Genomic DNA, 26,404 nt, shown 5'->3' with positions numbered 1-26,404 from the left:
CCGCTCATTCAGCCTGCCAGTTCTTCATCTGCTGTTTCGTCTTCGATTCGCTTAATTTGGATGAGCATCGCCCGGCGCGTCCGTTTCTTGTCCGGGATGGCAGCATTGGCTCTGCTGAGCAGGTTCTCAAGCCGCAGCTGTTCCAGTTCGTCTTCGTGCCAGCCGGATTCCGTCAGCAAAAACACGAGCAATTCGACAGCTTCCGCGTAGCTTTCCAGATCCGTCGGCGTGCATTGCGCAATGCTTTCAAGCAGGAGTGCCGCTTCGTCATCTTCTTCCAGTTCTTCGGGTTTCGGCGCGAACGTGCCACGCGCTTCTGTCAATTCACGGTACAGCTGCTGCAATTCCTCTAAGGTCGGTTCGTGCTCTTCGTATCCCGTCATGTTCAACAGCATGCAGGTTTCCCCCATTCCTGTACAGATAGCGGTTCCATCTATACTTTCTTCTATTTTACCACGAAAACGTTTAATTGTATGAATTTTTATGAAATTCAACCCGGGCCATCGTTCCTGTTTCCTTGGCGATGACCTGTAAATGGGACTGCTATGCTGGTTTAGATTGCCAAGTTCCGGTTATGGCTGTAACCCGCTGCTGTTCGGAGCCAATTGCGGAATGTCCGGCGATAGCGCTTGTGTTTCGGCAGAAATGCGCTTGCCCGGCTAAGAAGTTGCTCCAAATGCAGTTGCATTTCTTCATCATCATGCCAGCCATACTCGGACAGGAAATGGACGAGGAGCCGGATGGTGTCGACGGGCTGTTCGGCCGCTTCCGGCTGATGGCTGTCAATCACCGTCAGCAAGAGCCACGCTTCATCGTCTTCTTCCATATCCTCTTTGTCCGGTCCGTAAACCCAGCGCGCCGCTTTCAACTCATTCACGATTAATTGTAATTCATCCAATCCGGCTATTTTCGGCTGCTCCATCATATGCAGGTGCATACCCTCGCCCCCTCTTTATACACATATTTGCATAAATCGAATTATGCATTCTTTTTAATTCTACGCACATTTTATTTTTCCTTTATTTTTATTCTATATTTTGAATAAAAATAAAAAACTCACTCTTTTCGAATGAGTTCGATGGTTCCGGATATGTCGATTCCCCTCATGGCCTGTGAAGCCAGCTGGTCCGCTTCCGCGTTCTTTTTGCGGGACACTTGCTGGTAATCGGGTTGAATGCCAAGCTGGTCCAGTTTCTGTTCAATCCGGTCGGCCCATCGGTTCAGCTGCCGTTCAAGCGTCGGCCACAGCCCGGTCAGCTGGCTGATCACAACTTGGGAGTCGCCGATGAATTCGACGGGCAAATGGTGCACGCCGAGAAGTTCCAATTCCTGCAAAGCGAAGTAGAATGCGGCATACTCAGCTTCGTTATTTGAATCGAGTTCATCCGCCGGTGCGTTTTTCCGCAGCCGGTACGACTTGCCGTTCTGATTATAATAAATCGCAATGCCAAGCCCCGCCCGCTTCGTCTGGACGTCAAAGCCGCCATCGAAATAGACGACCACATTATGCGGTTCTGTCTGAATTCCCTGCACGTAGCCTTTCAATTCTTTTACCGTCCAGGAGCTGTCATGCCGGTCGACGAATTCGATGTGCTTCGCCCTTCCGGTTTTATTGAAATCCTCGGCAAGCAGCAGCGCCTCACCCGCCCTCATTTCATCTGATGTAAAAACGGTCTTCGCCTTTTTCGGCATTTCGTATGTAACGATTATTTTCACGTTCATGTCTGTCACCTCTTGCTGTTCCTTTACCCGCCGGCACTAAAAAAATGCCTCCCGATTTCGGAAAGGCATTTAGTCTCACGATTATTTTTTCCACAGCTTGCCCGGCCAGAAGGCATACTTGCCGCAGACCATTGTGATCGCCGGCACGAGGAGCGGCCGCACGACGAACGTATCGAGCAGGATGCCGATCGCCGTAACGGTTCCAAACTGGACAAGCACCTGCAGCGGCAGGACAGCGAGCACCGCGAACGTGCCTGCGAGGATGAGACCGGCCGATGTGATGACGCTGCTCGTCTCGCTCACACCTTCCGCGATCGCTTCTTTCAACGGCATGCGTTCCCGGTTCTTCCAGATGCTCGAAATCATGAAGATGTTGTAGTCGCCGCCGAGTGCGACGAGGAACACGAATGCATACAGCGGGATGAGTCCCTGCAGCGCAGGTTCACTCATGCCGTAATGGATGACGAGCCAGCCGAGGCCGAGCGCCGAGAAGTAGGACAGCACGACTGTCGCCAGCAAATAGAGCATCGCGGTGACCGACCGTAAGTACACGAGCAGCAGCAAAGCGATAATCGTTAATATGACCGGAATGATGACTGCCTGATCGCGGCTTGTGATCTGTTCGGTGTCATACAGCACCGCTGTTTCTCCGCCGATCCAAACTTCCGCGCCGTCCGCGCCGGCTTCCTGCAACGTCTCTTGTACGGCATTCTGCAATTCCGGCACAAGGGCAACCGCCTCAGCCGAGTACGGATCGACGTCGAAGGTGACGTCATAGCGGATGATGTCCGGGTTCTCTTCCCCGGTGCGCGGTCCGCTGATCGATTCCACTCCGTCAATATTAAGGAGTGTTTCGTCCAATGAAACCTCCGTGCCTTGTGTATCGACGATGACGCTCGCCGGTGCGATCTCCCCGGGCGGGTAATGGTCGGCAATAAGCGCGAATCCTTCGCGCGAGGGCATGTCTTCGGGGAATGAATCGAGTACGCCGTACGTTGTTTCAATGCGCAATGCGGCCAATGCCAGGCCGCCCAGCACAATCAGACAAATCAGGATGACCGGCCACGGCTTCTTTGTCACGAGCCGGCCGGCAGCTTCGCTGATCCGGCTCCGGGTCCGCAGCCGGCGGACTTTTTTCCCTTTCTGCTCTTCCCGTTCCCGGGTCATCTCTTCGGTCCGCGGCACAAACGGAAAGAACGCCGAGCGGCCGAGGATGGCCAGAAGCGCCGGCAATAACGTCAGCACGGCAATGCCCATAATGATAATGGCGGTGCTGAACGGCACAGCGAACCGGTCATACGAAGCATAATACGCAAGGCCGAGCGTCAGCAGGCCGGCCGCTGTCGTCAATGCACTGACAGCGATCGCACCGCCGGAATTGACGATGGCCAGTTTTAATGCCATGTATTTATCGCGTTCGGTCCGCAGTTCATCCCGGTAACGGGAAACGAGAAACAGGCAATAATCCGTCCCGGCTCCGAACAAGAGCACAGTCATAATCGATACGGCTTGCGCATCGACCGTGATCCAGCCGCGGTCCGCCAGAAAACCGAGCAGCGGCGAAATGACCCCGTAGGCGAACCCGACGCCGACAAGCGGTACGAGCGCCAGGATCGGCGACCGGTATAAGAGAACGAGGAGAACAAGCACGAGAGCGACGGTTGCCAGCAGCAGCGTGACATCCGCCTGGCTGAACAATTCAGTCGCATCCCGCTGAATGCCGACAGGACCTGTAAAGCGGACATGAAGCCCCGCTTCATCAATGTCTTCCGTGAACACTTCATCGGATGTCAGCGTCGCAATACGGGACTCCAAGTCTTCAAGTGCCGGCTGCAGCTCTTCCGTCATCGCTTCCGCATCAAAAAACACCGGCGTTGTCAGCGCTTCTCTGTCTGCCGATGCGGCTTCAAAAAGTGCAGGCAGCGGCAGTGATGCGAAATCCGGTACAAGTGACTGCTCTGCGAGCGGCCGGTCCTGCAGGTCGGCATACAATTCCTGCACCGCGGCCGCATCCGCTTCCGTCAATCCGCCGGGCCGGTGCCAGACAACGAGCAACGGGACACCGGCACCATTTGAAAATTGTTCTTCTGAAATCGCTGCCGCTTCCGATGACATCGCGTCCGCCGGCAGCAAATCATTGCCGCCCGCTTCTTCTTCATTCACTTGCGGCCACACCGCTGATAAGACGGCGACGATAAGCACCCAGACTACCACAGTCACCCATCGGCTTTTCGGACCGGCAACTGCATTGCCCCATTTCTCCAAAAACTGACCCATTTTATTTTTCCTCCAATATTCCGTGCTTAATTTGACTGATTCCATTATAATATACTAACGGGTTAATATTCAACAGATGAACGGAAATGTTATACTAAACCTATTGGAGAGTGAGGAAAATGAGTGTGACCCCCAGACAAAAACGGCCTCCAGGCAGACCGCGCATCGACGGCCAGCAGACACCGACAAAGGAATTGATCCTGCGTGCTGCAACCGGTCTCTTCCTGTCCAATGGTTATCAGGATGTGTCCGTCGATGACGTGGCGGATAAATGCGATGTCACAAAAGCGACTGTCTATTATTATTTCGGCAATAAAGCGGCACTGTTCACGGAAACGATGATCCAGATGATGGACCGGATCCGGGAACGCATGCAGGCCATGCTTCAGGAAGATGTTCCGCTGCGTGTCCGTCTGATGAATGTGGCGGATGCCCAATTGCGGGCGACCGTTGATATTGACATGGACGGCTTCATGCGCGAAACAAAAAACGTATTGACCGCACAGCAGGTACAGAAAATGCAGCAGGCAGAAGAAGAGCTATACACCGTGCTGGAAGAAGCATTCACCGAAGCGGTGGCAGCCGGTGAAATCGGGAATATAGATCCGCGTTTCGCTGCTCATGCTTACATTTCGCTTGTGAAGATCGGCAATTACCGCAATGCGGGAAGCGAAGGGATTTTCCACTCCCCGGAAGAAGCGGCGGAAAAGATCGTGGCCTTCTTCTGGAACGGACTGATGAACGGATAAAAGGCCGACTCCCGCGGGAGCCGGCCTTTTATGAATTCGAGACATGGACAATAAGAAAACTAATGCTGAATTCCACTAACCTCGCATTGAATTCCACTAATCCGACGCTGAGTTCCACAAACTTTCTCCCCAAGCATCAGACAATACCGCCTTTATTCTTCAAACGGTCCTTCCACCACAATCTTCCCGATAGTGCGCCCGGTCAGCAGGTTGCTGTAAGCTTCTTTCAATGCAGACGGGCTGATCGGTGTAAAGTGTTCAGTTTTCGTCGTCTCCAGTTCACCGGCGTCGACATCGTCCGCAAGCCGGTCGAGCAATTCATGCTGGCGGATCATGTCTTCTGTCTGGAACACGGAGCGTGTGTACATCAATTCGTATGCGAACGTGACACTTTTCGCAAACAGGCGCGGATCGAGCGGCTTGAATGCCGGCAGGATCGAGCAGATTTTCCCTTGCGGCGCAATGACGGTCGTCATGTCCGTCATATGCTCATCCGTTGCTGACAGGCAGAAGATATAAGGCACATTATCGAAGCCCAGTTCTTTCAGCTGCGGCTCCAATGGCTCCCGGTGGTTGATCGTGTAATCAGCCCCGTGTTCTTTTGCCCATTCCACCGTCTGCGGACGGGATGCGGTTCCGATAACCGTCAGACCTGCCTGCTTGGCGATTTGCGTAGCGATGGAACCGACGCCGCCCGCTGCACCGATGATCAAGATGCTTTTGCCTTTATTATCGGCCGCATTTTCCGAGATGCCGAGCCGGTCGAACATCGCTTCATATGCCGTCAGGCTTGTCAGCGGAAGCGCTGCAGCCTGTGCAAAATCAAGGCTTTTCGGTTTCTTCCCGACAATGCGCTCATCGACAAGCTGGAACTCACTCTGACTGCCCGGCCGGTTATTCGTGCCGGCGTACCATACTTCATCGCCCGGCTTGAACAGCGAACAGTCCTCGCCCACTTCTGCAACGATGCCTGCCGCGTCACGTCCGACAACCGTGAACGATTCGTCTCCATCTTTTTTTGCATCGCGGGTCCGCAGATCAGTCGGATTCACCGATACCGCTTTGACCTGCACAAGCAAGTCGCGCCCTGCCGGTTTCGGCCGCTCCATTTCCACTACTTCCAAATCCATCGGTTCCTTCACGTCTCCCGGTTTATAGAAGCCAATCGCTTTCATTGTCTCTGTACTCATACTGCCTCGCCTCTTTTCTGTATATTCGTTCCATGTTTCATTATAGAAGGTCGGATCGGTACATTCCAAATATCGGGATTCAACAGGAATCCGCGCGGGCTGTGGAAATAAACAGGCAGAAAGAAGGTGTGTGCCATGAGACCGCCTGAAGAGATCTTAACTGCCTGGAATCAATTCAGCGATTTCCCGATGGAGACGTTGACGAAAGCGTGGTATTTCGCTAAAAGCGGTGAAGTGAAACAACGACCGGTTGCATTGATGAAGGAACACCAGGCGCAATTCGGTGCTTCCGGCAATTGCTTTGACTTGGCGATTTGGCTGTTGGATGAGTTTCAGAAAGCCGGTGTCGAAGCATATTCGATCGGAGACGGCTCCGGACGCGGACCGGATGCACGCCGCCGTCATTGCGCTAGATGAAAATGGATACCGTTATTTATGTGACCTGGGTGATCAATGGGTAAGCCCGATCTTGGTGGATAACACAAGCGAAACCTTCACACCTGAACCATTGTCCGGTTTTTACCCCGCAGCCCGCGTTGCCGTGACAGCAGCCGGTCAGCACGTCGAGATTCAGTACCACCAGCCGGCCGGCAAATGGCGGAGTTTTTTAAGTACAAATGAAGGATTATTTCCCGATCCAGACACAGTCTCCCTGGAAGAATGGGCAGTGCGGATCAGTCAATATGCCGGGTTTAATGAGGAATTTACGCTAGAAGCACTGATGTATTTTGGGAAGCTGAAAAACTGACTTTGGCGAATAGACCCCTGAGTTTGGCGAATAGACTCCCGATTTTGGCGAATAGCCCCATCCTCTCCACACAAAAACCCTGCAAGCCCGCTGAACAAAGGGCTTGCAGGGTCTCATCTCTAATTAAAAACAATTGGCTTCAAGTCCTTCTTCAAATACAGCGGATGCCGCGGGTGCCCTTGCTTCGTCTTTCCAATGCAATGAAGCGGATATTCCGCCAACAGCCTGGCCACTTCCCGGTCCCGGCCGCTGATATCCCCGTATTTCGCACCCCACGCAAACACGACAAGGTCCGACCCGGCAGCAGCCTCCACAATATGCGCATCATTTTCCGCACCGACCGGGTCGTCAACTTCCAGAAGCCCCGTCGGCTTCACGGAGATGTATGAAAAGAGGTTCACGACTTGCATGCTGCGATAGCCCCAGTCCCGGGCAAAATCGACGCATCGCTTCATGGTCGGGTTGCACCGTTCTTCATCGCCGATGCTTGGATTGAGCATGACGAATGTAACGGTTCCTTCCCCTTGTTCCCATGAACAAGCGAGCAAATAGCGATAGGTTTTCGTCTCATCGAACCGCACTTCCACGGTCTCATCTTCGCGCCACGTCGGTCTGTTCATCATCCGTACCTCCTGTTCATTCCACAAGAGTAGCGCATTTTCCCGCTGCAATAAACCCCTTTGCCTCACACCGGCCGCTGTTTGCGGAGAACCCGCATGTTCAGGAGCACGAACACGATAACGAAGCCGGCGAGCACCGCCATATCCAGCAGACCGTCAACCCCCCCGGATCATGATATTCTGCAGGGCGTGTGCCGCGTAGGTGAGAGGCATAAGCCGGTTGATCACTTCCACCCATCCCGGTGCGTCAGACAAATCGAAAATGCCGCTGAAGAAAATCTGCGGCACGATGACGATCGGGATGAACTGGAATAGCTGGAATTCGGTCCGCGAAAAGCTCGACAGCTATAAGCCCAATGCCAATGCAACGCTGGCCGTCAATAAATTCACGAAAAGCAGTAAGAAGTAATTGCCGGCCTGCGGCACATCGAGCACATTGACGATGAATAATTGAATAAGCACCGTCTGAATGGTGACGAACAGAAAGAACCCGAGAAAGTAACCGAATACGATGCTTGAACGTTTCAAAGGCGTCGCAAGTGTCCGTTCGAGCGTGCCGGTCGACCGTTCCCGAAGAAAACTGACCCCTGCGATGATGAACACAAAAAAGAAGATGAAAAAGCCCATCAATGCCGGCGCCAGCTGATCAAATAACTCAGCGTCTTCACTGCCATGCAAAAATTCGATTTCCGGTTCCGTTTCAGCAGGCGCTTCCGGTATGTTCAACTGGGCTTCTTCACCAGTCAATTGCGCAAGCCGGCTCTGCAGCTGTCCGATCACGTCCGTCAGCTGTCCGGTCGCTTCCTGGCTCTGCGTCACCGCAAGCCGGGTCAGCGCCTGCTGAATGATCCCGAGTGCCTGACCGCTTTTTGAGACACCGCCACCTTCCACGACAATATGCGGCACGTCATCTTCCATGTAAATCAGCGCTTCGATTTCAAGCGCTTCGAGCGCTGCTATCGCCTCTTCGACCGAAGCGAAAGCGGCCGTATCTGTCTCTTCAATCAGCACTTCTTCAAAGGCATCCGGCAAATCGACGATTCCGATTGTCACTTCATCCGATGCTGATCCCAGAATCGTACACATCAGGAACAGGACGAATAATGGAACCACAAGCATGAGCCCGATCGTCCGCTTATCTTTCACAATTTGCGCGATGACCCGTTCTGCGACAATGAGCGCCTGCATCACATTTGCTCCTTCTGCATAAACGCATCTTCGATTGATCCGAAGCGTTCTTCAAGTTCTTTCGGTGTCCCGCCAGCCATCAGCCGGCCATCCCGGATGAGAAGCAGCCGGTCGCAGCGAGCTGCTTCATCCATGATGTGCGTCGTCAGCAGGATGGTTACGCCTTGGGCACGGAGCTGTTCGAATTCCTTCCAAAATGCCCGCTTCAATTTCGGGTCGATTCCGACAGTCGGCTCATCCAGCAAAAGGAGTGGCGGTTCATGAATTAGCGCAATTGCTAAACTCAGTCTGCGTTTCATCCCGCCCGAGAACAAATGGACAGGCCGGCCGGCATCCGCCGTCAAATCCGTAAAGCGCAGCACATCCTCAACCCGCTCCGTCAACCGCTTGTTTTTCAGTCCATACAATTTGCCGAAATACCGCAGATTCCCTCTCGGTGTGAGATCGCCGTACAAGGCATCCGCCTGCGCCATATACCCGATATCTTTTGACACGGCGAGTGTCGGCTGCTTCTCTCCCATGACATGAAGTGTCCCTTCCGTTGGTGCCTGCATGCCGATGACCGATTTGATCAGTGTCGTCTTGCCTAATCCGCTCGGACCGATCAGTCCGGCAATTTCTCCTTTGTTTATGGAAAAATTCACATTCTGCAGTACTTGTTTCTTTCCGAACGATTGCGAGTAATGCCGGACTTCGATCATGACGGCTCCCCCTGTTCTTCTGTACCTGTTCATTACCTTCATTGTCATGAAAAAGCGGCCGCGAATCAATACGCCGGACAGATAACGTGAAACATTGTCTTAGGAGAGCCATAAACGGCTTTGGTATCTATTTACACTCAACTTCTCTATACTGGATGCACACGGAATGACTCTTCTTCCGTTAGAAGGGAAATTTCAATGTCCAAAGAAAAAACGCTTGAATCACAAGTGAGCGGCTATATCTCCACTGTATTGCGCGAGCACTTCGGAAAAGGACCGTCTTCGGTGTTCATCAATATTAAGCGCCCGTTTATCACGATTCATATCAGGGGCTTCCTGTCACCGACCGAGTCGGTTCTGATCAAGAAGCAGGAACATCAGAAAGTTGCAGAAGTGCGGGATTTATTAATGAATGATATCCGCACAGAGATTCAGCGCAACCTTTGGAAACTGACGAAATTAGATATCAAAGACATCTATACAGACTGGGATTTCGACAAAGAGACCGGCCTAATTTTAGGTGTTATGGACGAAACATTGGTTGAAAGTTTATTTGACTGGCCTGGTGATGTGGATAAGCAAGCGTTCATAGAAGAAATCGACAGAATCAGCAAAAAAGGCCAGAAGCTGCCGGAATCCACGCATATTTACTGGCTGAACGATCGGACGATTCTGGTGTTACGCACAGGTGTGCTCGTACGAATTGAAAAGGAATTGATCCGAAACGGCTATACAGAACAGCTTCAGCTGACGAAACGGCCGATGGAATATAAATTGATAGACGAAGCAGACTTGGAACCGATCCTAAAGCGAAAAATCGCAGACAGCTTTGTAAACTGGGATTTCGTCAATAATATCGGCTATACCGTATTAGTCCTCGAAGCCAAGCAGAAATAGAATCTTCTTTGGTAAAGCCAGCTTGCTTCGGCGGCTTTTTCTTTTTGCCTGATGTGAAGAAGATCTTGCATATTCAATGCACTTCACTGAAGACCCGGTTAAAGATTCGGTGCATCCGCTCTTCTTCTTTTTCCATCCCGATCTTATCGCATAAAGAATTATGAACTGCTGTAAATTCAGCAGTGATGCTTTTCGCTGTTTTTAAAATATCCGCCGTATTCCGGGAACAGTCCCAGCCTGCAAGCATTGCCTGCTGAAACGTTGTCAGCTTACTTTTCTCCCCTTCATAATGAGCCCAGTCGCCGAATGCGTTCGGCTTTTTGCCTCTATACATATACCAAGCACCGGCCACAGAAAGTCGCATATTATCGAGGCACCGCAAAGCATAATAATATTCCTGCCGTTTGGTTCTTCGATACGTTTCATGCAAATAAGCGAAGAATTTGGTGCGCCACCCCTCCACTTCAGCAAAAGAGGGCTCGTAGGAAAGCGTTTGGGATACCTGTTGGATTTGCGCCATAAGTCCATTTGCATCTTTCACAATTGTGATATGCTGCAGCCAAACAGAAGGTTTCAGGTCTGCGGGCTGATAATAAAACGAGTCCACTTTAATGAAGTTTTCATAATGAGTGACGACATACGATGAAACCGGGTTCGCATCTTCGAAAAATGAGACATTTCCCCACAGATGCGGCCGTTTCCGCTTTTCAGCTATAAACTCCTGGATTTCTTCGGCGCCCACCACAACCCGCAAATCGATATCCGAATACCGGTCGGTGTTTCCCTCGCCGATGGAACCGCCATAAAACACCGCCAGCACGCGTTCATCCTTCAGTAAATCTTCTTCAATTGCGCTTTTCACTCGCTCCAGTTGTGCCGGCAATTTTTCATCTCTTGTTTGGAACTCCATAATTTACATCCCCCTTCAGTAGTATGAAGTTCGCTTCAGATGTCCATTTCCCTTTTTTTAACTTCCTGAAAAATAAACCGGTTTTCTTGGTAAAATTAATACAGACAAAAGTTATTGAATATTCTATAATTAATTCAGACTGAAGAGAGGATGTGTTTTTTTGAGTAAAATTTTGAAGCTCCTTGCTGTGCTGCTCGTCGCCGGTTCCCTGCTGTCTCCTGCTGCCCTGGCGAAAAATGAAAATGCGCGGGATTCCCTTGTTGCGCTGGGTGATTCCATTCCGTTTGGTTACAACCTTGGTGTGAACAACCAGCATCCATCAAAAGCTGGCTATCCATCCATTATTGGCGAGGAAGCTGATTTGCGCGTACGAAATCTGGCTGTTCCCGGTGAACAGACGGAAGGATTGCTGAGTGATTTGCAGACCAGCCAGAAATATCGTCAAGTTGTGAAACACGCTGATTATGTGACCTTGTCGATTATTAATAATGATTTATTAGAAATTTTGAGAGAAGCTGGTGTAGAGAGCGCAAAGAATCCTGATTCGTTCCAGCAACTGGTCCTTCAGAAGCTTCTGACAGATGATGCTTTCTTAAACCTCAATGCTATTATTACAGAAATTCGTGAACTTACCGACGCACCGATTGTCCTGTATAACGTCTATAATCCATACCAGACGGGAGATCCGCTATATGGTACAGCGGACCTGCTCTTAACCGGGATTCCTGGCACTTTCCCCGGCGTAAATCCAGCGCTCGCTGCTTCTGTTAGTGGATTCGATGATATCTACATAGTAGATGCCTATTCCGCTTTCGATGGCAACCAAGCCGAATATGTCATCATGGGAGACATCCATCCTACCGTTGCCGGTCAGGAAGTACTCGCCGATCTCGCGCTGGGAGCACTCAAGTTGGAATAGAAACCGAACATACGATTTATAAAGCCGCAGTCTCCCTTTTTGGAGATTGCGGCTTTTTGTGCCTAGTTGTTTCATTCCGCTATTGAAGAGGGAATCACATAATTAACAAAACGAGCAAAAAGGTGGTTAATCCAAAATGAAATCACTGCGATTTGGCTCTTTCCTTATTTTATTGGCGGTAAGCGGCTGTGCGGTTGATGAAGCGGCGCCTGCAACACAATCTGAATCACAGCCGGCTTCCACAGAAACAACCGTTGCTGAACCGGCTGAAGTCGAGCTGATGACAGAACCAGCGGATGCAGCTTCAGAACTGGACAGTCCCCCTGAACAAACATTAGTGATTGACCCTTCCCTGTACCCGAAACCGAGTGATGCAGAACTGAAAGAAAAACTGTCAGATGATCAATATTATGTGACGCGGGAAAACGGGACGGAAATCCCCTTTTCCAATGCCTATTGGGACAATGAAGAAAGCGGGATTTATGTGGATATCGTGACCGGCGAGCCGCTCTTTTCGTCAGCCGATAAATTCTATTCAGGCACAGGCTGGCCGAGCTTCACAAAACCGATTGCACCGGAAGTCGTGACCGAACATGAGGATCCCGGTTTTTTGGGCATGCGGACGGAAATCCGGAGCCGGGCGGGTGACAGCCACCTGGGACACGTATTCGAAGACGGCCCTGCCGACAGAGGCGGTCTTCGCTATTGCATCAACAGTGCTGCCCTGCGGTTTATTCCGGAAGCTGAAATGGAAGAACAGGGCTACGATCAGTTTAAAGAAACCTTATAAACCGGAAGAGGGAAGGCAATGATTCTGCCTTTCCTTTTTGGATTCTTAAAATAAATGCTTAATAACCTACTAAAAATGTTATAATAGCAACAAATTTGAAAGTTCTGGTAAGGATGATGACGATGGCTGATGGAACAACCACGGCGGAATTGCAGTTAAAAAGTAAATTGACGTTCGATGAAATGATTGATCATTTGGAAGCAAAAGGCATCCAGTTCAACATTATGTCGAAGAAAACAGCAAAAAAGACACTGATGAATATGCATTATTATTATAAAATTTCCTCTTACCGGCGGAACTTCCTGAAGAACCAGCACGGCAAGTATGTGAACTTGGATTTTGCCTATCTTGCTGATCTGGCAGAAATCGATGTGCAGCTGCGCTATCTGGTGCTGCAAATGTGCCTCGATATCGAACATGCCATCAAAACGATGCTGCTGACGGATATTACGAACGATCCGAACGAAGACGGCTTCAGCATCGTGGAGGAATTCTGCACACACGGCGGCGTGCCGAAGAAGCATTATATGTACACCGTCAGCGAAGATTCCCAATACAATTTCAATATGTACACCCGGTATCAGGAAGATATGCCGGTCTGGGTGTATTTCGAGTTCATCCCCTTCGGAGCGCTTGCAAACTTTGTTGAGTTTTATTACACAACGCGAGGCAATGAAGAGTACGCGGAATTATGCGACGTGCTGAAATATGTCCGGAATATCCGCAATGCCGCAGCGCATAACAATCCGCTGATCATGGACATTGTGGCGACCGGCCAGCTGACCGAACCGGTTTCACCGCCGGTCGCGGCATTCTCCAGATCCTTTCATGAAACCAGACCGACTGCCCGCAAGAAAAAGCTGTCGAATAAAAAAATCCATGACTTAACGGCATTATTCTATGTATACGACCGGTTCATCCCCTTCGGAGAAATGAAAAACGTCCGGTACCAACATGTCCGGAAATTCCTGAAGCGATGCGCCCGCCGCAAAAAAGAATACAAAGCGCATAACGGCCTCGTATCCGTCTACAATTACTTCAGCAATATGGTCCATTCCCTGTCTGTGTAACCAGCGGGGTTCTGGAGACTCCTTCCTGTTTAAGAAGGAGTCTTTTTTTAATTGCCATTCTCAATAAGGCTCTCTCCGCTTTTCTTTTGTCCAGACTCCAGCACCCAGCCCCTCGAGGGAGCTTCCGCTTTTCTTTCACTAGATGATTTTAAAGATTTTACCGTTACGGGAAAAACAAGGCTGAATTGTGATTAAGATGCAGCGAAGTCACTTTAAGTTCACTTGAACGCCTTTTAAGAAAAGCTGAGTTCATGTTAAAGCCTGTTGAATTCACATTAAGCCGCCAGCCCGTAGACTTAGCTCTCCCTAAACGCAAAAAATACCATGCGTACAAAACGCATGGTATAACAGCTGCATATCCAGTTCTTCCATGTAAAAAATCCGCCGGCAGGGCCAGCGAACTTAAGTTGTTATTTCCAGATTCAAATACTGTTCGATTGCCACTGCCGCTTCTTCGATTGTTTCATACCGCTCAATCGTTTCGCTGGCCGAGTAACTGACTTCCAGGGTGCGGGTGTTTTCTATGCACTTCACTCTGATGGAGGTTCCGTCTTCTTTCTCAAACGTCTGAACGATATTGACATTATGGTAATACTGGACTGTTTTAAGGGTCTCTTGGATATGTTCCAGATTCACTGAGATTCCTCCTTTCCATATGCATGGAAAGGGACTAAGAAAAGTCTGATAGGATCCACATATTCACATTATCCTTATCATAGGGCTCATCACCAAAAGTCGGGGGTGACAGGCGTTCACCCGGTCTCCAAGCGGATTCGCAGGAAAAGATGGGCATCGTTCCGGTAGCCGTATCCCCGTCTTTTGATAAGTTTGATCTTATTGTTCGTTCCTTCCATAATGCCGTTTGATAAAGGGGACAGAATGGTTTCCAGTAATGCGGTTTCCCTAACGATCAGGCTCTTTGCGATTTTAGCTGCTGCCCGGCATCCATGGAACTGATAGCGCTTCATCCAGTCGGAAAGCCGTCGCCCTGCCTGTGTAGGTGTTGTCGCTTTGAAGACATACCGGATGTGCTGTAAAGCCTGATAGAGATGGCATAGGTGGCTGTCTTCCTCCAGCCAGCGGAATACATAGGCACGCTCTCCTTCAGTAAGAGCCGCCGGCTCACACGCCAGGCAACGGTCGATAAAGCGGACCGTGTGATGCTTTTTCGCCTCGATCAAATACCGGCGCCTCCTTTTGAGCGCCTCCGTAAAGAATTGAATGATATGGAAACGGTCCAGGATGTGGCCGGCGGACGGAAAGGTGGCTTGGATTGCCTTGGCCATGGCGGGTGCCAGATCGCTCACCACCACTTTCACAGATCCCTTCACCTTTGCCAGGACAGTTTTGATCGCCTCCTCGTCCCGTCCGCGGGCGACAGCCAGCACGCTTCCGGTATCGGCATTCAGCACACTGGTCGCATAGGAATGGCCTTTACGGAAAGCGAACTCATCGACACAGATCCGTTCCGCTTTTTCTTCTTTTGCCTGTTCTGGCGCATACCGGTAAAACCACCGTTCCACCGTGGTATATGGCAGCTGATACTCGGAGGCCACGTCCGAAAGGGCGCGGCCATGGCAGCGACGGACGATTTCGCGACGGTAGGCAGCGGTGGAATAACGGATGAGCCCAAGCCCGTAATCGTAGGTGAACGTGTAGGCACAACCCAAGCAGCGCTGTCTGGGAACGGCTAGTTCAATCCACAGGGTACCAATATGCCAGGCATACCCATGGCGAAAGCGGCGGATTTTCCGATCATGGCGATGGGTTCTTCCGCCACAAATCGGACAGCGGATACAGTGGGCCGGCGGATCGACTGGGAAAACAGCCGGCGCTTCATCGGATGGCGGAGAGACGGTAAAAAAGGCTGGCAATGGAATCAGGGATTTGATAAACTGGGTGCACAAAGCGAAAACTCCTATCGTGGTTTGTCTAGTCAACAATTACGATAACGGGGTTTTCGCTTTTTTTCTAATTTTTACGTTCAATCAACTTTCACTTACACAACCCCACGTTTCGGTGATGAGCCTATCATAGCACACTTTGCTAAATAAAGGAAATTGCATCTATCTCAAGAAGGCCTCCAGATGACAACTGGAGGCCTCTTTCATCACGTCGACATATAGTCGCCGCCGTTCATGTGCAGGAATTGGCCGGTCATGTATGAGTTCTGCGGATCCGCCAAGAAAACGAATGCCTTCACCAGCTCATAAGGCTGACCCGGCCGGCCTGCCGGCACGTCTTCCCCGAAATCATCCGCCACGTCCGGATTCAAGTGACCGAACGTTTTTGGAATAAGCGGGGTCCAGATGGGCCCGGGCGCGATGCCATTCACGGCAATCTCTTCCCGCACCAGCCGCCGGGCGAGCGAGCGGGTCATCGCCACCATGGCACCATTCGCGCCTGCATAGTCGATTAAATCGGAATGGCCCCGGTAAGCATTAATGGACGCTGTATTGATGATTCGCGCCCCCTTTTTCAAATGAGGAAGGGCAGCCCGTGTCATATAAAACATGGCGAACGCTTTAATTTCGAATGTTTTCAGCAATTGCTCATCTGTAATATCAAGGGGGGTCGTTTGCGGGTATTGATAACCGGCATTATTGACAACAATATCAAGCTGACCGAATTCATCGATTGCAAATTGCACCAGTTTGTCGCAATTCCCTGATTTACCCAAATCACCATTCAATGCCCTGGCCTCACCGCCATATTGCCCGATGATCTTGATGGTTTCATCCGCACCTTCCTCATCGTCCAAATAGCCGATGACCACTTTCGCCCCTTCTTTTGCATAGGCAATGGCGACAGCCTGTCCGATTCCGCTGCTGCCGCCTGTTACAATCGCCACTTTCCCGGCAAGCGTTCCGCTTGCCTTATAGTCTTTCAGATCGGTATTGGAAAAAGCTTCACGCGCCATGTTTCCCGTCCTTTCGAAATTCAACTCCGGCGGTCCAAATGCCAAACTTCCTCAGCATATTGACGGATGGTCCGATCACTTGAGAAATAGCCGGACGCCGCAACATTTTTGATGGCCATTTCGGTCCATCGGGTCTGTTCTGTGTAAGCCATCAGCATTTGATCATGCACGGCCATATAACTTCTTAAATCTTTCAGTACGAAAAAAGGATCACGCCGGTCAATGAGCTGCCGGATGATATAATTGCTGTTTTCAATACCGTCTGTCAGCTGACCTCCCGTCAATTCAGCCATGACTTGCCGGATTTCCGGATCGTGTCGGATGATTTCCTGCGGATCGTATGTCCCGTCCTTCTCAAACTGCATTACTTGTTCTGCGAGCAATCCGAACGGAAAAGCGTTCTCCTCACCCACTTGCTCGAAAATCTCGACATTGGCCCCGTCAACCGTACCTAATGTCAGTGCTCCGTTCATCATGAATTTCATATTGCCGGTGCCGGATGCTTCTTTGGAAGCGGTGGAGATCTGTTCACTGACGTTTGCCGCAGGGATCAATTGCTCCGCCTTACTCACGTTATAATTTTCCACGAACACCACATGCACATGCTGCCTGACGAGCGGATCGCTGTTCACTTTATGTGCCACTGTATTGATCGTCTTGATAACCTGCTTGGCAAAATCGTAAGTCGGTGCGGCTTTCCCGCCAAAAAAGAAGGTGCGCGGATACGGACGGAACGAGGAATCCTGACGGATGCGGTCATACAGCATCTGGATGTGCAGAATGTTCATCAGCTGCCGCTTATAACCATGAATCCGCTTGATGTGGATATCAAAGATCGAATCGGGATCAATCGGACTGTCGGAAATATGCTCAACGTGCCGGATCAGCTGCTCTTTTTTCTGCCGTTTCACTGCCTCGAATGACGCATGGAAGGACTGGTCCTTTGCGAACCGGTCCAATTCCCGCAGCCGCTCAGGCTCGGTGACCCAGCCGGATCCGATCGATTCGGTAATCAGCGACGCCAGTTCCGGGTTGGCCTTCATGAGCCAGCGGCGATGGCTGATTCCATTCGTTTTATTATGAAATTTATCCGGAAATTGCTCGTGCAGTTCTTTCATTTCCCGCTGCTTCAGAATTTCCGTATGCAGTTTGGCGACGCCATTCACTTTATAACTGCCGACAACCGCAAGTACCGCCATTTTGACCCGGTCATTTTCGATGATCGATAATTTATGCCGGTCATGGGTGCTCAATTGCTGGGTGGCCAGTTTTGCCTTAAAGCGCCGGTCGATTTCTTCGATAATCTGATAGATTCGCGGGAGCAGTGTTTCAATCAAGTAACTGTCCCATTTTTCCATCGCTTCTTCAAGGATTGTATGATTCGTATAGGAGATGGTCCGGGTCGTGATCGCCCATGCCTCATCCCAGTCCAGTCCCTCTTCATCGAGCAGCACGCGCATCAATTCCGGCACTGCCATCGCCGGATGTGTGTCATTCACTTGAATCGCTACCCGATCCGGCAATTCCCGGATCTCAAACTGACGCTCTTTTAAGATGGTTCTGATCGATGCGCTGCACAAAAAGTACTGCTGTTTCAGCCGAAGGATCTTTCCTTCGTCCAGCGAATCATCCGGATACAGCCGGTCGGAAATGGCAGCTGTTTCCCGTTCATATATTTGCATCGTTTTAGTCGATGGTATCGGGCGATCTGATGGTTCCGCCTGCCACAGACGAAGTGTATTGATTGTACGGCCATTTGCACCTACAACGGGCATGTCGTATGGTACGGCTTTTACCCACTCTGCATTCTCTGCAGTTCCGGCTTGCCCGAAAAATGGAATGTCCAGCGCCAGGTCTTCCCGTCTGACGTCGAGACTGCCGGTTTCCCGGATCCAGTCGGTTGGCTGCTCCGTCTGAAAACCATCTTTAATGTGCTGGGTGAACAAGCCGCCTTTATACCGGATGCCACAGCCATGGCCGGGCATCTGCAGGGAAGCGAGCGAATCCAGAAAGCCGGCCGCCAGCCTGCCGAGTCCGCCATTTCCAAGACCCGGTTCCGGTTCAAATTCTTCGATCTCCGACAAATCATATCCAAGCTCGTCCAGTCCTTCTTTGACCAGATCATAGCACGCCAGATTCAGCAGGTTCTGGCCGAGCAGTCGCCCGATCAAAAACTCGATTGAAAAATAATACAATTGCTTGTCCTTGTGTTCCGCATAGCGTGTATTCGTCCGTTCCCAATCTTCCTGTATGTGTTCACGCAGCATGTCACCCAATACAGCATATGCCGTTTGTGGCGACTGCTCTTCTGTCTGCTGTTCGAACCGCCTCATGAAATGTTCCTTGAATTCTTCTTTCGAACCGAACATTCGGTCACTCCTCTGTCTGTTTTATGCGTTCGTAGAGCTTCGCGTACTGCTCAGCGGAACGCGGCCACGAGTAATTTCCCCGCATGCCATTCAGCTGGATCATTCGCCAATCTTCCGGCTGCTTGTAGAACGACAGACACCGCTTTAGCGTTCCGCTGAATGTCCGGCCACGGGAAAAATCGCTCAAAAATCCATTCCCGGTCTGCATTCCTTCATCGTATTCGGTCACGGTATCCTGCAGTCCCCCGGTCTTATTGGCAACCGGCACAGTTCCGTATCGCATCGATATGAGCTGACTCAGACCGCATGGCTCGAAATGGGATGGCATCAGAAAGATATCCGCACCGGCATACAATAGATGCGCAAGCGCTTCATCAAACCCAATATAAGCATACACTTTATCCGGGTGATCTGCCGCCAACCCACGCAGAAACCGCTCATATCGTTCTTCTCCTGTACCCAGGATGATCACTTGCAAATCCTCTTTTTCCACTAACTCGGGCAGCGTATCTTCCAGCACATCGATCCCTTTCTGTCCGGATAGCCTTGAGACCATGACGATCAGCGGCGTGTCCGGCTGTTCCGGTAGTCCGAACCGGCGCTGCAGCGCCTGCTTGTTCGCCGCTTTGCCCGCTGAAACGGATGATGCATCATATGTCTGTTCAATCGCCGGATCCGCTGCCGGATCATACGCATCGGTATCAAGACCGTTCACAATACCCAGCAGGTCATCCTGCCGCGCTCGAAGTACTTGCTGCAACCCTTCCCCGTACTGGTCCGTCAGAATTTCATCGCGGTATGTCGGGCTGACCGCCGTTACTTTATCCGCATATTGAATCCCCGTTTTCAGCATGGATAAATTCCCATGCCACAACACCGCATCGTCATTCAGGTATTGGCTGTCCATTCCATAAATTGCGGTAAAGGTCTCCGGCGGGAAATTTCCCTGAAACTGCAGATTATGGATCGTAAGCACCGTCTGAAGACCTTCGTTCAGCCCGGCATACTGCTGATCTTCCTGCAGTAAAAACGGAATCATTGCTGTATGCCAGTCATGGACGTGCACAATATCCGCCGGAAGCGGCAAGGAATGCAGTACTGCCAGCACCCCCCGGTTTAAAAAAGCGAACCGTTCGGCATCATCCGGCTGTCCATAGATTCCTTCCCGTGCAAAATACTCATCATTTTCCAGCAGCAGGTATCCAACACCTTCTGATTCATATGCAAATATGCCAGCACTTGCCTGCTTCCCTTTAAATTCGAATTTCACTTCATCTTGTTTCGTGAATTGCTGCTGCAGTTCATCAGGAATCAGGCTGTATTTCGGCAGAATGACTGTTACGTTGTGGCCGAGCCTGGCCAATGCTTTCGGCAGTGCTCCTGCCACATCGGCAAGTCCCCCGGTCTTCACAAAAGGGACGCATTCCGCCACTGCCATGACGATATTCATCGGGAATCCTCCTTTGTCACCCGGTCGCCTTTACGGAGAACGATCGGCTGCTCAGCCGTTCCATGAAGAGAGACCCCTTCTTCAATGATCACTTCCTTGTCGGCAATAACGAATGCCAAGTCACAATTTTCGCTGATCAAGGATTTCTGCATGATGATGCAGCTTTGCAGTTTCGTGTTTTCCCGGATGATCACCGCCCGGCTGATGATACTGCCTTTTACGTCACCCCGGATCGTGCTGCCATTGGCAACGAGCGAGCGCTTCACGTCTGAGCCTTTGATATAGCGCGTCGGCGGTTCATCTTTCACTTTCGTGTACACCGGCCGATCCGCCCGGAACAGCAAACGCCAGTTTTCTTCATCAAGCAGCGCCATTGACACTTCAAAATAACGCTCAACCGAATCGATGACAGCGAAAAAGCCCTTGTAATGATACTGTCCATACGTATATGGCTTTTTCTTCAGTTTTACGATATCTTCGATGCTGATGACCCGCTTATCCTTATAACTGCTTATCAATTCAAGGAACAATGGCTTGGATAAAATATAGCTCTTCAATTGAACGCCGTCACTCACTGCTTCCGTAATATCCGCACCCGACTGCTTATGCACCGACAGCATATCTTCATAGTCAAGCTGGCAAACGGTAAATGGATTCGTAATCACGACATAATCCCGCTTGCTTTTGTTGAAAAATTGGATATGTTCTTCAAAAGAGGCAAATGCCCCGACACTCATGATGCCGGCGCCGTGCTGGACAGTCGGCAGCAGCCGCAGCCCATCCCGTCTGCGGTCAAGGTCCCAACTCTTGCCCATTTCAATATGATCCATCAGCGATGTAAACGGATAAGAAGCAAAAACGCCGACAGACGTAATATTCGAATTCACCAGATTGGATAATGGGAAATCAACCAGCCGGTAACGCCCGGCAAACGGAACTGAAGCGATTGTCCGATTCATTGCCAAGTCATCCATCCCGGACAGTTTAACCGATGCGTCAATTACTGCCATCATGCTCATTTTCCGCCACTTCCTTTCCACTCATCGATCCGTTCCTGGGTCATCAAAATGACTTCGTCCTGCTGGTCACTGATCTCAAAATGATCCGGTACATTCAAGTTAGGCGGCACAATGACTTTGTTCAGTTTGGCTCCTTTGCCGATGACCGTGCCATTCATGAGGACACATTCCGACAGGACCGCCCCTTCTTGTACTTTGACGTCCCGGAAAATGATGGATCGGTTTATTTCGCCTGCAATGACACACCCCTCATTCACGACGGAATCCTGGAGCAGCGCTGTATCCGTAACGATGTGCGGCGGCATTTGAACATTCGACGAATAGATACGCCATGCCGGATCATTCAAATTCAGTCCGGAATGAGAATCGAGGAGGTCCATATTCGCTTCCCACAGGCTCTCGACAGTTCCGACATCTTTCCAGTAGCCTTTATACGGATAAGCCATCATCTTCGAGCCGTTTTTCAACAGAACCGGCAGGATGTCCTTGCCGAAATCATGGGAGGATTCCTCTTTTTTGCTGTCCTCGATCAGACATTCTCTGAGCGTCCGCCAATTGAAAATATATACACCCATCGATGCGAGATTGCTTTTCGCCTGCTTCGGCTTTTCCTGGAATTCGAGTACGTTCATCTGCTCATCCGTATTGATGACACCAAAACGGTGGGTATCAGTCCACGGTACTTCCAGTACAGACAGCGTCACTTCCGCCTGTGTCTCTTTATGAAAATCGAGCATCAGATCATAATCCATCTTGTAAATATGATCGCCTGACAAAATCAGCACATAATCAGGGTCCGCCGCATCCAGAAACTTGAGGTTCTGATAAATGGCGCTCGCCGTGCCGGCATACCATTTATTGCCCTCAATCTCCGCATAAGGCGGCAGGATGGTGACACCGCCGTGGCGGCGGTCCAAATCCCAGGGAGTTCCGAGACCGATATACGCATGGAGAAGATGCGGTTCGTACTGTGTCAGCACGCCCACTGTCTCGATGCCGGAATTGGTGCAATTCGATAGCGGAAAGTCGATGATCCGGTATTTCCCGCCGAATGGGATTGCGGGTTTTGCCACATCGTACGTCAGGGATTTCAGCCGGCTTCCTTGCCCGCCGGCCAGCAGCATTGCGACCATTTTGCTTGTCAATTGCGTTCACTCCCGTCCTGTTGCCGTTTCCAGACGCTCATGGATAATGCCGGAAGATCAATTACCATGGAGTAAGCCTGGTCGTGCATCGGAATTTTTTTAGCGTGCGTCTTATTCATCCCTCGGCTTTCGTTTCCTTCAGAAATCAGTCTGGTGGTAGAGAACACTTCCTCATAAGTCCCGGAAGCCGGCAGTCCCACCGGAAAATCCGGATAGTCCTGGTTGGAAAAATTGCAGATGACAATGCAGTCATCCGGTTCGTTATGGCCGCGGCGAATGAAAGAAGCGACACTTTGTTCTGCGTTATCTGCGTCCAGCCATTGAAATCCCCGCCGTTCATCATCCAGCTCGAACAGCGCAGGTTCCGTTTTGTAGAACGCCAGCAATTCTCTTATAAAAGCCGCCATCTGCTGGAATTCCGGCTGTTCGAGCGCTTCCCAGTCCAGCGGCTTCCGGCCTTCCCAGCCGCCCGGTTCACCGAATTCCTGGCCCATGAACAATAGTTTCTTGCCCGGATGCGTGATCCAGAACCCGTACAGGAGGCGCAGCTGCTGCAGCTGTTCCTCGAATGTGCCGGCCATCTTGTGCAGCAGCGAACCTTTCCCGGCACTGACTTCATCATGGGAAAGCGTGGAGATATACCGGGCTTCGTAATGGTACATCAGCGAGAAATTGATCTTCTCATGCAGCGACGGACGTTTTTCAGGCGGCGCTTCCATATAGCGCTGAACATCATTCATCCAGCCGAAATTCCATTTATAATGAAACCCGAGACCGCCTTCCGCCACATCTTTTGTCACTCCGGGAAAATGCCAGGCATCTTCCGCGATCAGCAGCTTATCCGGATGCCGTTCACGCAATGCGGTAGTCAACTTTCGGAGAAAGTCGGCTCCTTCATCGTTATGCGGCCTGTCCCGGACATTCGGGATGAACAGCAGATTCACAACCGCATCCATCCGGACGCCATCGAATTTGAATTCCTCCAGCCAGTAATGGGCGCTTGAGAAAATGAAACTGATCACTTCCCCTTTCTGCACGTCAAAGTTCAGCGTCCCCCAATCCGGATTCATCCGGCGGGCCGGCCGCGGTTCCTCGTACAGCAGGGAGCCATTGAAGTTTGCCAATGCGTGAGCGTCCACACAAAAATGACCGGGCACCCAATCCAGAAATAAACCGACGCCATGCTGGGCGCATTTATCGATGAAGTATTTCAATTCATCTTCGGTTCCGAAACGGCTTGTGGCGGCAAAAAAACCGGTTGTCTGATAGCCCCACGATTCATCCAGCGGGTGCTCAGTGATTGGCATAATCTCGATATGCGTGAATCCCTGTTCTTTGACGTAGGGAATCAGCTCATCCACCAATTCTTTATATGTCAGGAAGTCACCATTCGCCTTCCGTTTCCATGTCCCGATATGCACTTCATAAATGGCCATCGGTTTTTCCAGATGATTGTCATTCTGTATTTCCTTCTGCCTGAGTGCCGCTTCAGACCATCGGTGTTCCGGCGCTCCCCTCACGATAGACCGGGTTTGCGGCCGGTACTCCGCTGCCCGGGCAAACGGATCCGTTTTTCGCAGCCGTTCGCCTTCATTCGTTTCAATTTCATATTCATAGGTGAACCCGGACAGCTGCCGGTCGATCTCAACCCGCCAAATCGTCGGGTCCTCCGGCAGCTGCTCCATTGGAACGTGCTGTTCACGCCCTTCATCAGGCGCAGTGCAGATGACACTGACATTCCGCACATCCGGCACCCAGACTGTGAATGATGTTGCGTTACCGCTGACGTATGCACCAAAATACAAATAAGCATCCAGCATCTTTCCATCATGGAACTCTTCCAGTTTTTTCTTAGTCAATGAATGTTCCCGTTTGTTCAGCGCTCTCACCTCCGTCACCTGCCATTTCTCTTTACTTACTTCTATCAAGCGTTGGAAAGTCCTTCCCTGTACCGACATACTCGACAAGTCACATCATGGTCCTCCCATGCCATTCAGCCGACTACCCGGACACAGACAGGCGCCTTTGTTGAAACAGCAAGCGTTGCAGGCTGCGGCACACCGGACGGGTCAATCCGGAGCACGGCAAGTGAATCGGACTTTTCGTTGGCTGCGATCAGCCAGGGCTGCCCCGGGATGAGCGTGAAATGACGCGGACCAGCTCCGCCGCTTGCTGTGAAAGCCAATGGTGTGAGCGTTCCATTTTCCTGCACGGTGAAAGCCGCGATACTGTCGTGCCCCCGGTTGGATGCATAGACAAACTTCCCGTCTTTCGACACAGTCACTTCAGCACTTGTATTGTCGCCTTGATAATCGGCCGGCAATAGCGGAACTGCCTGCAGGTTATTCAGCACGCCTTCTCTGTCCCATTTATAAACCGTGAGTGTTGAATCTAATTCGCCGAGTGCGTATACAATCGATTCAAACGGATGAAACGCCATATGCCGAGGCCCGGCGCCCGGCGCTGTCCGGTTTCGGGAAACCAAGGATAATTTCCCATTCGTCCGGTCAAGACGGTAAGACATGATGCGATCTGTTCCAAGATCCGCCACCAAAAAGAGATTGGTCTTTGGAATTTGCCGGACGGAATGCGGATGTGCCGCGTCCTGCCGCTCTTTATCCGGTCCTTGTCCTTTATGTATGACGGCGTCAGTCATTTCACCGATCGATCCGTTTCCGTGGAGCGGGAAGACATTGACCGTCGCACCGGAGTAATTGACCGACAGCACCCATTCGCCGGCTTCATCAATACAGACGTGTGCCGGATGATCGCCGCCTGTCTTTTGCCGGTTGATTTCCGACACTTCATTTTCAAAACCATACAAGCGAAAGGCAACCAGCTCTCCATCAGCTGTTTCACTCGCAGTAACAAAGCTCATCCTGTTTGGATGGACAGCGATGAATGATGGCCGCTCCACTCCTTCAATTCCTTGAAGTTCTGTCAATGTGCCGTCAGATTCCTCGAATTGCCATAATTTGATTCCCGCTTCTTCTTTAGAGGCATATGATCCTGTGAGGACATAACTGGTTGCCATTGAATCCCCCCGATAATTTTTGAATTTTTTAATTTTTATTCCGTGTTATGACAATAGTAACAAATTAGAAGGGACAATATAAGCCCGAAAAGAAGGAGTTTTAGCATTCTTCATCATATTTCGTTAATTCTATGCTTTATTCCATCCGATAGGTGCCGGTTCTTGCTTAAACCGATTAAAGATGGTTGAATTTACTGCCAGGCGGCGCAAGACATGATGAGACGCTGATGCATTCACCGTTAGACGCGTAGAAATACGCATAAAAAAATACCATGAACACCCAGTTCATGGTACAGCACAAGCTATTTTCCGATAAACGGTTTTTCAAGGAGCGTATCCCTTCTTTTCAATCGCCTCTGCCAATCGGCAGGACATCCTCATAGCAGTTCCCGGTTCAGCATCCATTCTATAGAAATGCTTTATTGCCAACAGAATTATCGTCTTCAAGTTTTTCGACGCTGATCATTTTTACGTCTTCCATACGAAATTTATAAAATACATTGTTTTCACCGATAAATGTTTTCGTTTCACCGCAATCCAAATTGCAAGCTGCTTCTTTAGCAGTATCCGCCTTCACGAGATCGACGGCTTTCACTTCCCCACCTAAATGATAAATGACCCGGTACTGCTTTTCTGTTGCCATTCTGCACACTTCCTTTCTTTTCGGGTATTTTACCAAACTTAAC

The 26,404-nt window shown here is 50.6% G+C and carries 25 protein-coding genes and 2 pseudogenes; 8 read left to right on the top strand and 19 right to left on the bottom strand.

Annotated features, from left to right (window positions below; all coding sequences use genetic code 11):
- Positions 1-8 precede the first annotated feature (8 nt).
- The 4 genes from B0X71_RS03030 to B0X71_RS03015 all read right to left on the bottom strand — a co-directional run bounded on the left by B0X71_RS03030 (position 9) and on the right by B0X71_RS03015 (position 3,999).
- On the bottom strand, positions 9-395 hold the full coding sequence (locus tag B0X71_RS03030) for a hypothetical protein (protein ID WP_077588057.1): 387 nt from the start codon (positions 393-395) through the stop codon (positions 9-11).
- Positions 396-553: 158 nt separating this feature from the next.
- Complete coding sequence (locus B0X71_RS03025) at positions 554-937, bottom strand: hypothetical protein (RefSeq protein WP_077588056.1); 384 nt, start codon at positions 935-937, stop codon at positions 554-556.
- A 119-nt stretch (positions 938-1,056) separates the two neighbouring features.
- On the bottom strand, positions 1,057-1,722 hold the full coding sequence (locus B0X71_RS03020) for a ribonuclease H family protein (RefSeq protein WP_077588055.1): 666 nt from the start codon (positions 1,720-1,722) through the stop codon (positions 1,057-1,059).
- Between the two features lie 81 nt (positions 1,723-1,803).
- Positions 1,804-3,999, bottom strand: coding sequence for an MMPL family transporter (locus B0X71_RS03015; RefSeq protein ID WP_077588054.1), 2,196 nt, complete (start codon positions 3,997-3,999; stop codon positions 1,804-1,806).
- 119 nt (positions 4,000-4,118) lie between these two features.
- Here B0X71_RS03015 and B0X71_RS03010 point away from each other — a divergent pair, with 119 nt between their 5' ends.
- Positions 4,119-4,748 carry a TetR/AcrR family transcriptional regulator gene (locus tag B0X71_RS03010; RefSeq protein ID WP_232336769.1) on the top strand — a complete coding sequence of 210 codons (630 nt, stop codon included), beginning with the start codon at positions 4,119-4,121 and terminating at the stop codon, positions 4,746-4,748.
- Between the two features lie 152 nt (positions 4,749-4,900).
- On the opposite strand, the gene B0X71_RS03005 is transcribed toward B0X71_RS03010, so the two are convergent.
- Entirely contained in the window at positions 4,901-5,938 is a 1,038-nt protein-coding gene (locus B0X71_RS03005; RefSeq protein ID WP_077588053.1) for a zinc-binding alcohol dehydrogenase family protein, read from the bottom strand.
- Positions 5,939-6,073: 135 nt separating this feature from the next.
- Between B0X71_RS03005 and B0X71_RS21340 the strand changes: the two genes are divergently transcribed.
- Together B0X71_RS21340 and B0X71_RS21335 are read left to right on the top strand one after the other, a co-directional pair.
- Complete coding sequence (locus B0X71_RS21340) at positions 6,074-6,355, top strand: hypothetical protein (RefSeq protein WP_232336768.1); 282 nt, start codon at positions 6,074-6,076, stop codon at positions 6,353-6,355.
- Positions 6,327-6,686 (top strand): hypothetical protein, encoded by a 360-nt coding sequence (locus tag B0X71_RS21335; RefSeq protein ID WP_232336767.1) that lies wholly within the window; start codon positions 6,327-6,329, stop codon positions 6,684-6,686. Before B0X71_RS21340 ends, B0X71_RS21335 begins: the two co-directional genes overlap by 29 nt.
- A gap of 119 nt (positions 6,687-6,805) precedes the next feature.
- Here B0X71_RS21335 and B0X71_RS02995 read toward each other — a convergent pair whose 3' ends face one another.
- From B0X71_RS02995 to B0X71_RS02985, 3 genes and pseudogenes are all read right to left on the bottom strand, one after another.
- A complete protein-coding gene (locus tag B0X71_RS02995; RefSeq protein ID WP_198038676.1) occupies positions 6,806-7,306 on the bottom strand; it encodes a DUF1643 domain-containing protein in 501 nt (166 codons plus the stop codon).
- Between the two features lie 156 nt (positions 7,307-7,462).
- A pseudogene (locus tag B0X71_RS02990) lies at positions 7,463-8,425 on the bottom strand (ABC transporter permease).
- 68 nt (positions 8,426-8,493) lie between these two features.
- Positions 8,494-9,195, bottom strand: a complete 702-nt coding sequence (locus tag B0X71_RS02985; RefSeq protein WP_077588051.1) for an ABC transporter ATP-binding protein — start codon at positions 9,193-9,195, stop codon at positions 8,494-8,496.
- A 198-nt stretch (positions 9,196-9,393) separates the two neighbouring features.
- On the opposite strand from B0X71_RS02985, the gene B0X71_RS02980 reads away from it, so the two are divergent.
- Positions 9,394-10,092, top strand: a complete 699-nt coding sequence (locus B0X71_RS02980; protein ID WP_077588050.1) for a Na-translocating system protein MpsC family protein — start codon at positions 9,394-9,396, stop codon at positions 10,090-10,092.
- Positions 10,093-10,165: 73 nt separating this feature from the next.
- Here the strand turns inward: B0X71_RS02980 and B0X71_RS02975 are convergent, their stop codons facing one another.
- A complete protein-coding gene (locus B0X71_RS02975; protein ID WP_077588049.1) occupies positions 10,166-11,002 on the bottom strand; it encodes a nucleotidyltransferase domain-containing protein in 837 nt (278 codons plus the stop codon).
- A 160-nt stretch (positions 11,003-11,162) separates the two neighbouring features.
- On the opposite strand from B0X71_RS02975, the gene B0X71_RS02970 reads away from it, so the two are divergent.
- The 3 genes and pseudogenes from B0X71_RS02970 (at position 11,163) to B0X71_RS02960 (ending at position 13,781) form a co-directional block, all read left to right on the top strand.
- Positions 11,163-11,921, top strand: coding sequence for a GDSL-type esterase/lipase family protein (locus B0X71_RS02970; RefSeq protein WP_077588048.1), 759 nt, complete (start codon positions 11,163-11,165; stop codon positions 11,919-11,921).
- 337 nt (positions 11,922-12,258) lie between these two features.
- Positions 12,259-12,711: pseudogene (msrB, locus tag B0X71_RS02965) on the top strand (peptide-methionine (R)-S-oxide reductase MsrB); the annotation flags it as partial.
- Between the two features lie 122 nt (positions 12,712-12,833).
- Entirely contained in the window at positions 12,834-13,781 is a 948-nt protein-coding gene (locus B0X71_RS02960) for an Abi family protein (RefSeq protein ID WP_198038675.1), read from the top strand.
- A 402-nt stretch (positions 13,782-14,183) separates the two neighbouring features.
- Here B0X71_RS02960 and B0X71_RS02955 read toward each other — a convergent pair whose 3' ends face one another.
- Positions 14,184-14,417, bottom strand: a complete 234-nt coding sequence (locus B0X71_RS02955; protein WP_077588045.1) for a hypothetical protein — start codon at positions 14,415-14,417, stop codon at positions 14,184-14,186.
- Positions 14,418-14,533: 116 nt separating this feature from the next.
- Complete coding sequence (locus B0X71_RS02950; RefSeq protein ID WP_232336831.1) at positions 14,534-15,565, bottom strand: ISL3 family transposase; 1,032 nt, start codon at positions 15,563-15,565, stop codon at positions 14,534-14,536.
- On the opposite strand from B0X71_RS02950, the gene B0X71_RS21330 reads away from it, so the two are divergent.
- On the top strand, positions 15,497-15,733 hold the full coding sequence (locus B0X71_RS21330; protein ID WP_232336870.1) for a hypothetical protein: 237 nt from the start codon (positions 15,497-15,499) through the stop codon (positions 15,731-15,733). The genes B0X71_RS02950 and B0X71_RS21330 overlap by 69 nt on opposite strands.
- 158 nt (positions 15,734-15,891) lie before the next feature.
- Here the strand turns inward: B0X71_RS21330 and B0X71_RS02945 are convergent, their stop codons facing one another.
- From B0X71_RS02945 to B0X71_RS02910, 8 genes are all read right to left on the bottom strand, one after another.
- Positions 15,892-16,701: an SDR family oxidoreductase gene (locus B0X71_RS02945; protein WP_077590878.1), complete on the bottom strand. Its 810-nt coding sequence runs from the start codon at positions 16,699-16,701 to the stop codon at positions 15,892-15,894.
- Between the two features lie 20 nt (positions 16,702-16,721).
- Positions 16,722-19,070 (bottom strand): glycogen/starch/alpha-glucan phosphorylase, encoded by a 2,349-nt coding sequence (locus B0X71_RS02940; protein ID WP_077588043.1) that lies wholly within the window; start codon positions 19,068-19,070, stop codon positions 16,722-16,724.
- Positions 19,071-19,074: 4 nt separating this feature from the next.
- The gene (gene glgA, locus B0X71_RS02935; protein ID WP_077588042.1) at positions 19,075-20,520 is read right to left on the bottom strand and encodes a glycogen synthase GlgA; all 1,446 of its coding nucleotides are present in this window, start codon (positions 20,518-20,520) and stop codon (positions 19,075-19,077) included.
- The gene (locus tag B0X71_RS02930; protein ID WP_077588041.1) at positions 20,517-21,539 is read right to left on the bottom strand and encodes a GlgC family sugar phosphate nucleotidyltransferase; all 1,023 of its coding nucleotides are present in this window, start codon (positions 21,537-21,539) and stop codon (positions 20,517-20,519) included. Before B0X71_RS02930 ends, glgA begins: the two co-directional genes overlap by 4 nt.
- On the bottom strand, positions 21,536-22,684 hold the full coding sequence (locus B0X71_RS02925) for a glucose-1-phosphate adenylyltransferase (protein WP_269750095.1): 1,149 nt from the start codon (positions 22,682-22,684) through the stop codon (positions 21,536-21,538). Before B0X71_RS02925 ends, B0X71_RS02930 begins: the two co-directional genes overlap by 4 nt.
- Positions 22,681-24,582, bottom strand: a complete 1,902-nt coding sequence (gene glgB / locus B0X71_RS02920) for a 1,4-alpha-glucan branching protein GlgB (protein WP_232336766.1) — start codon at positions 24,580-24,582, stop codon at positions 22,681-22,683. The genes B0X71_RS02925 and glgB overlap by 4 nt, the downstream gene beginning before the upstream one ends.
- Positions 24,583-24,677: 95 nt before the next feature.
- On the bottom strand, positions 24,678-25,718 hold the full coding sequence (locus tag B0X71_RS02915; RefSeq protein ID WP_077588040.1) for a lactonase family protein: 1,041 nt from the start codon (positions 25,716-25,718) through the stop codon (positions 24,678-24,680).
- Between the two features lie 406 nt (positions 25,719-26,124).
- Complete coding sequence (locus B0X71_RS02910; RefSeq protein WP_077588039.1) at positions 26,125-26,361, bottom strand: hypothetical protein; 237 nt, start codon at positions 26,359-26,361, stop codon at positions 26,125-26,127.
- Positions 26,362-26,404 lie beyond the last annotated feature (43 nt).

This window comes from Planococcus lenghuensis (assembly GCF_001999905.1).
GTDB lineage: Bacteria > Bacillota > Bacilli > Bacillales_A > Planococcaceae > Indiicoccus > Indiicoccus lenghuensis.
The sequence above is the reverse complement of the archived record's forward strand: the minus strand, read 5'-3'. Positions and strand labels throughout refer to the sequence as shown.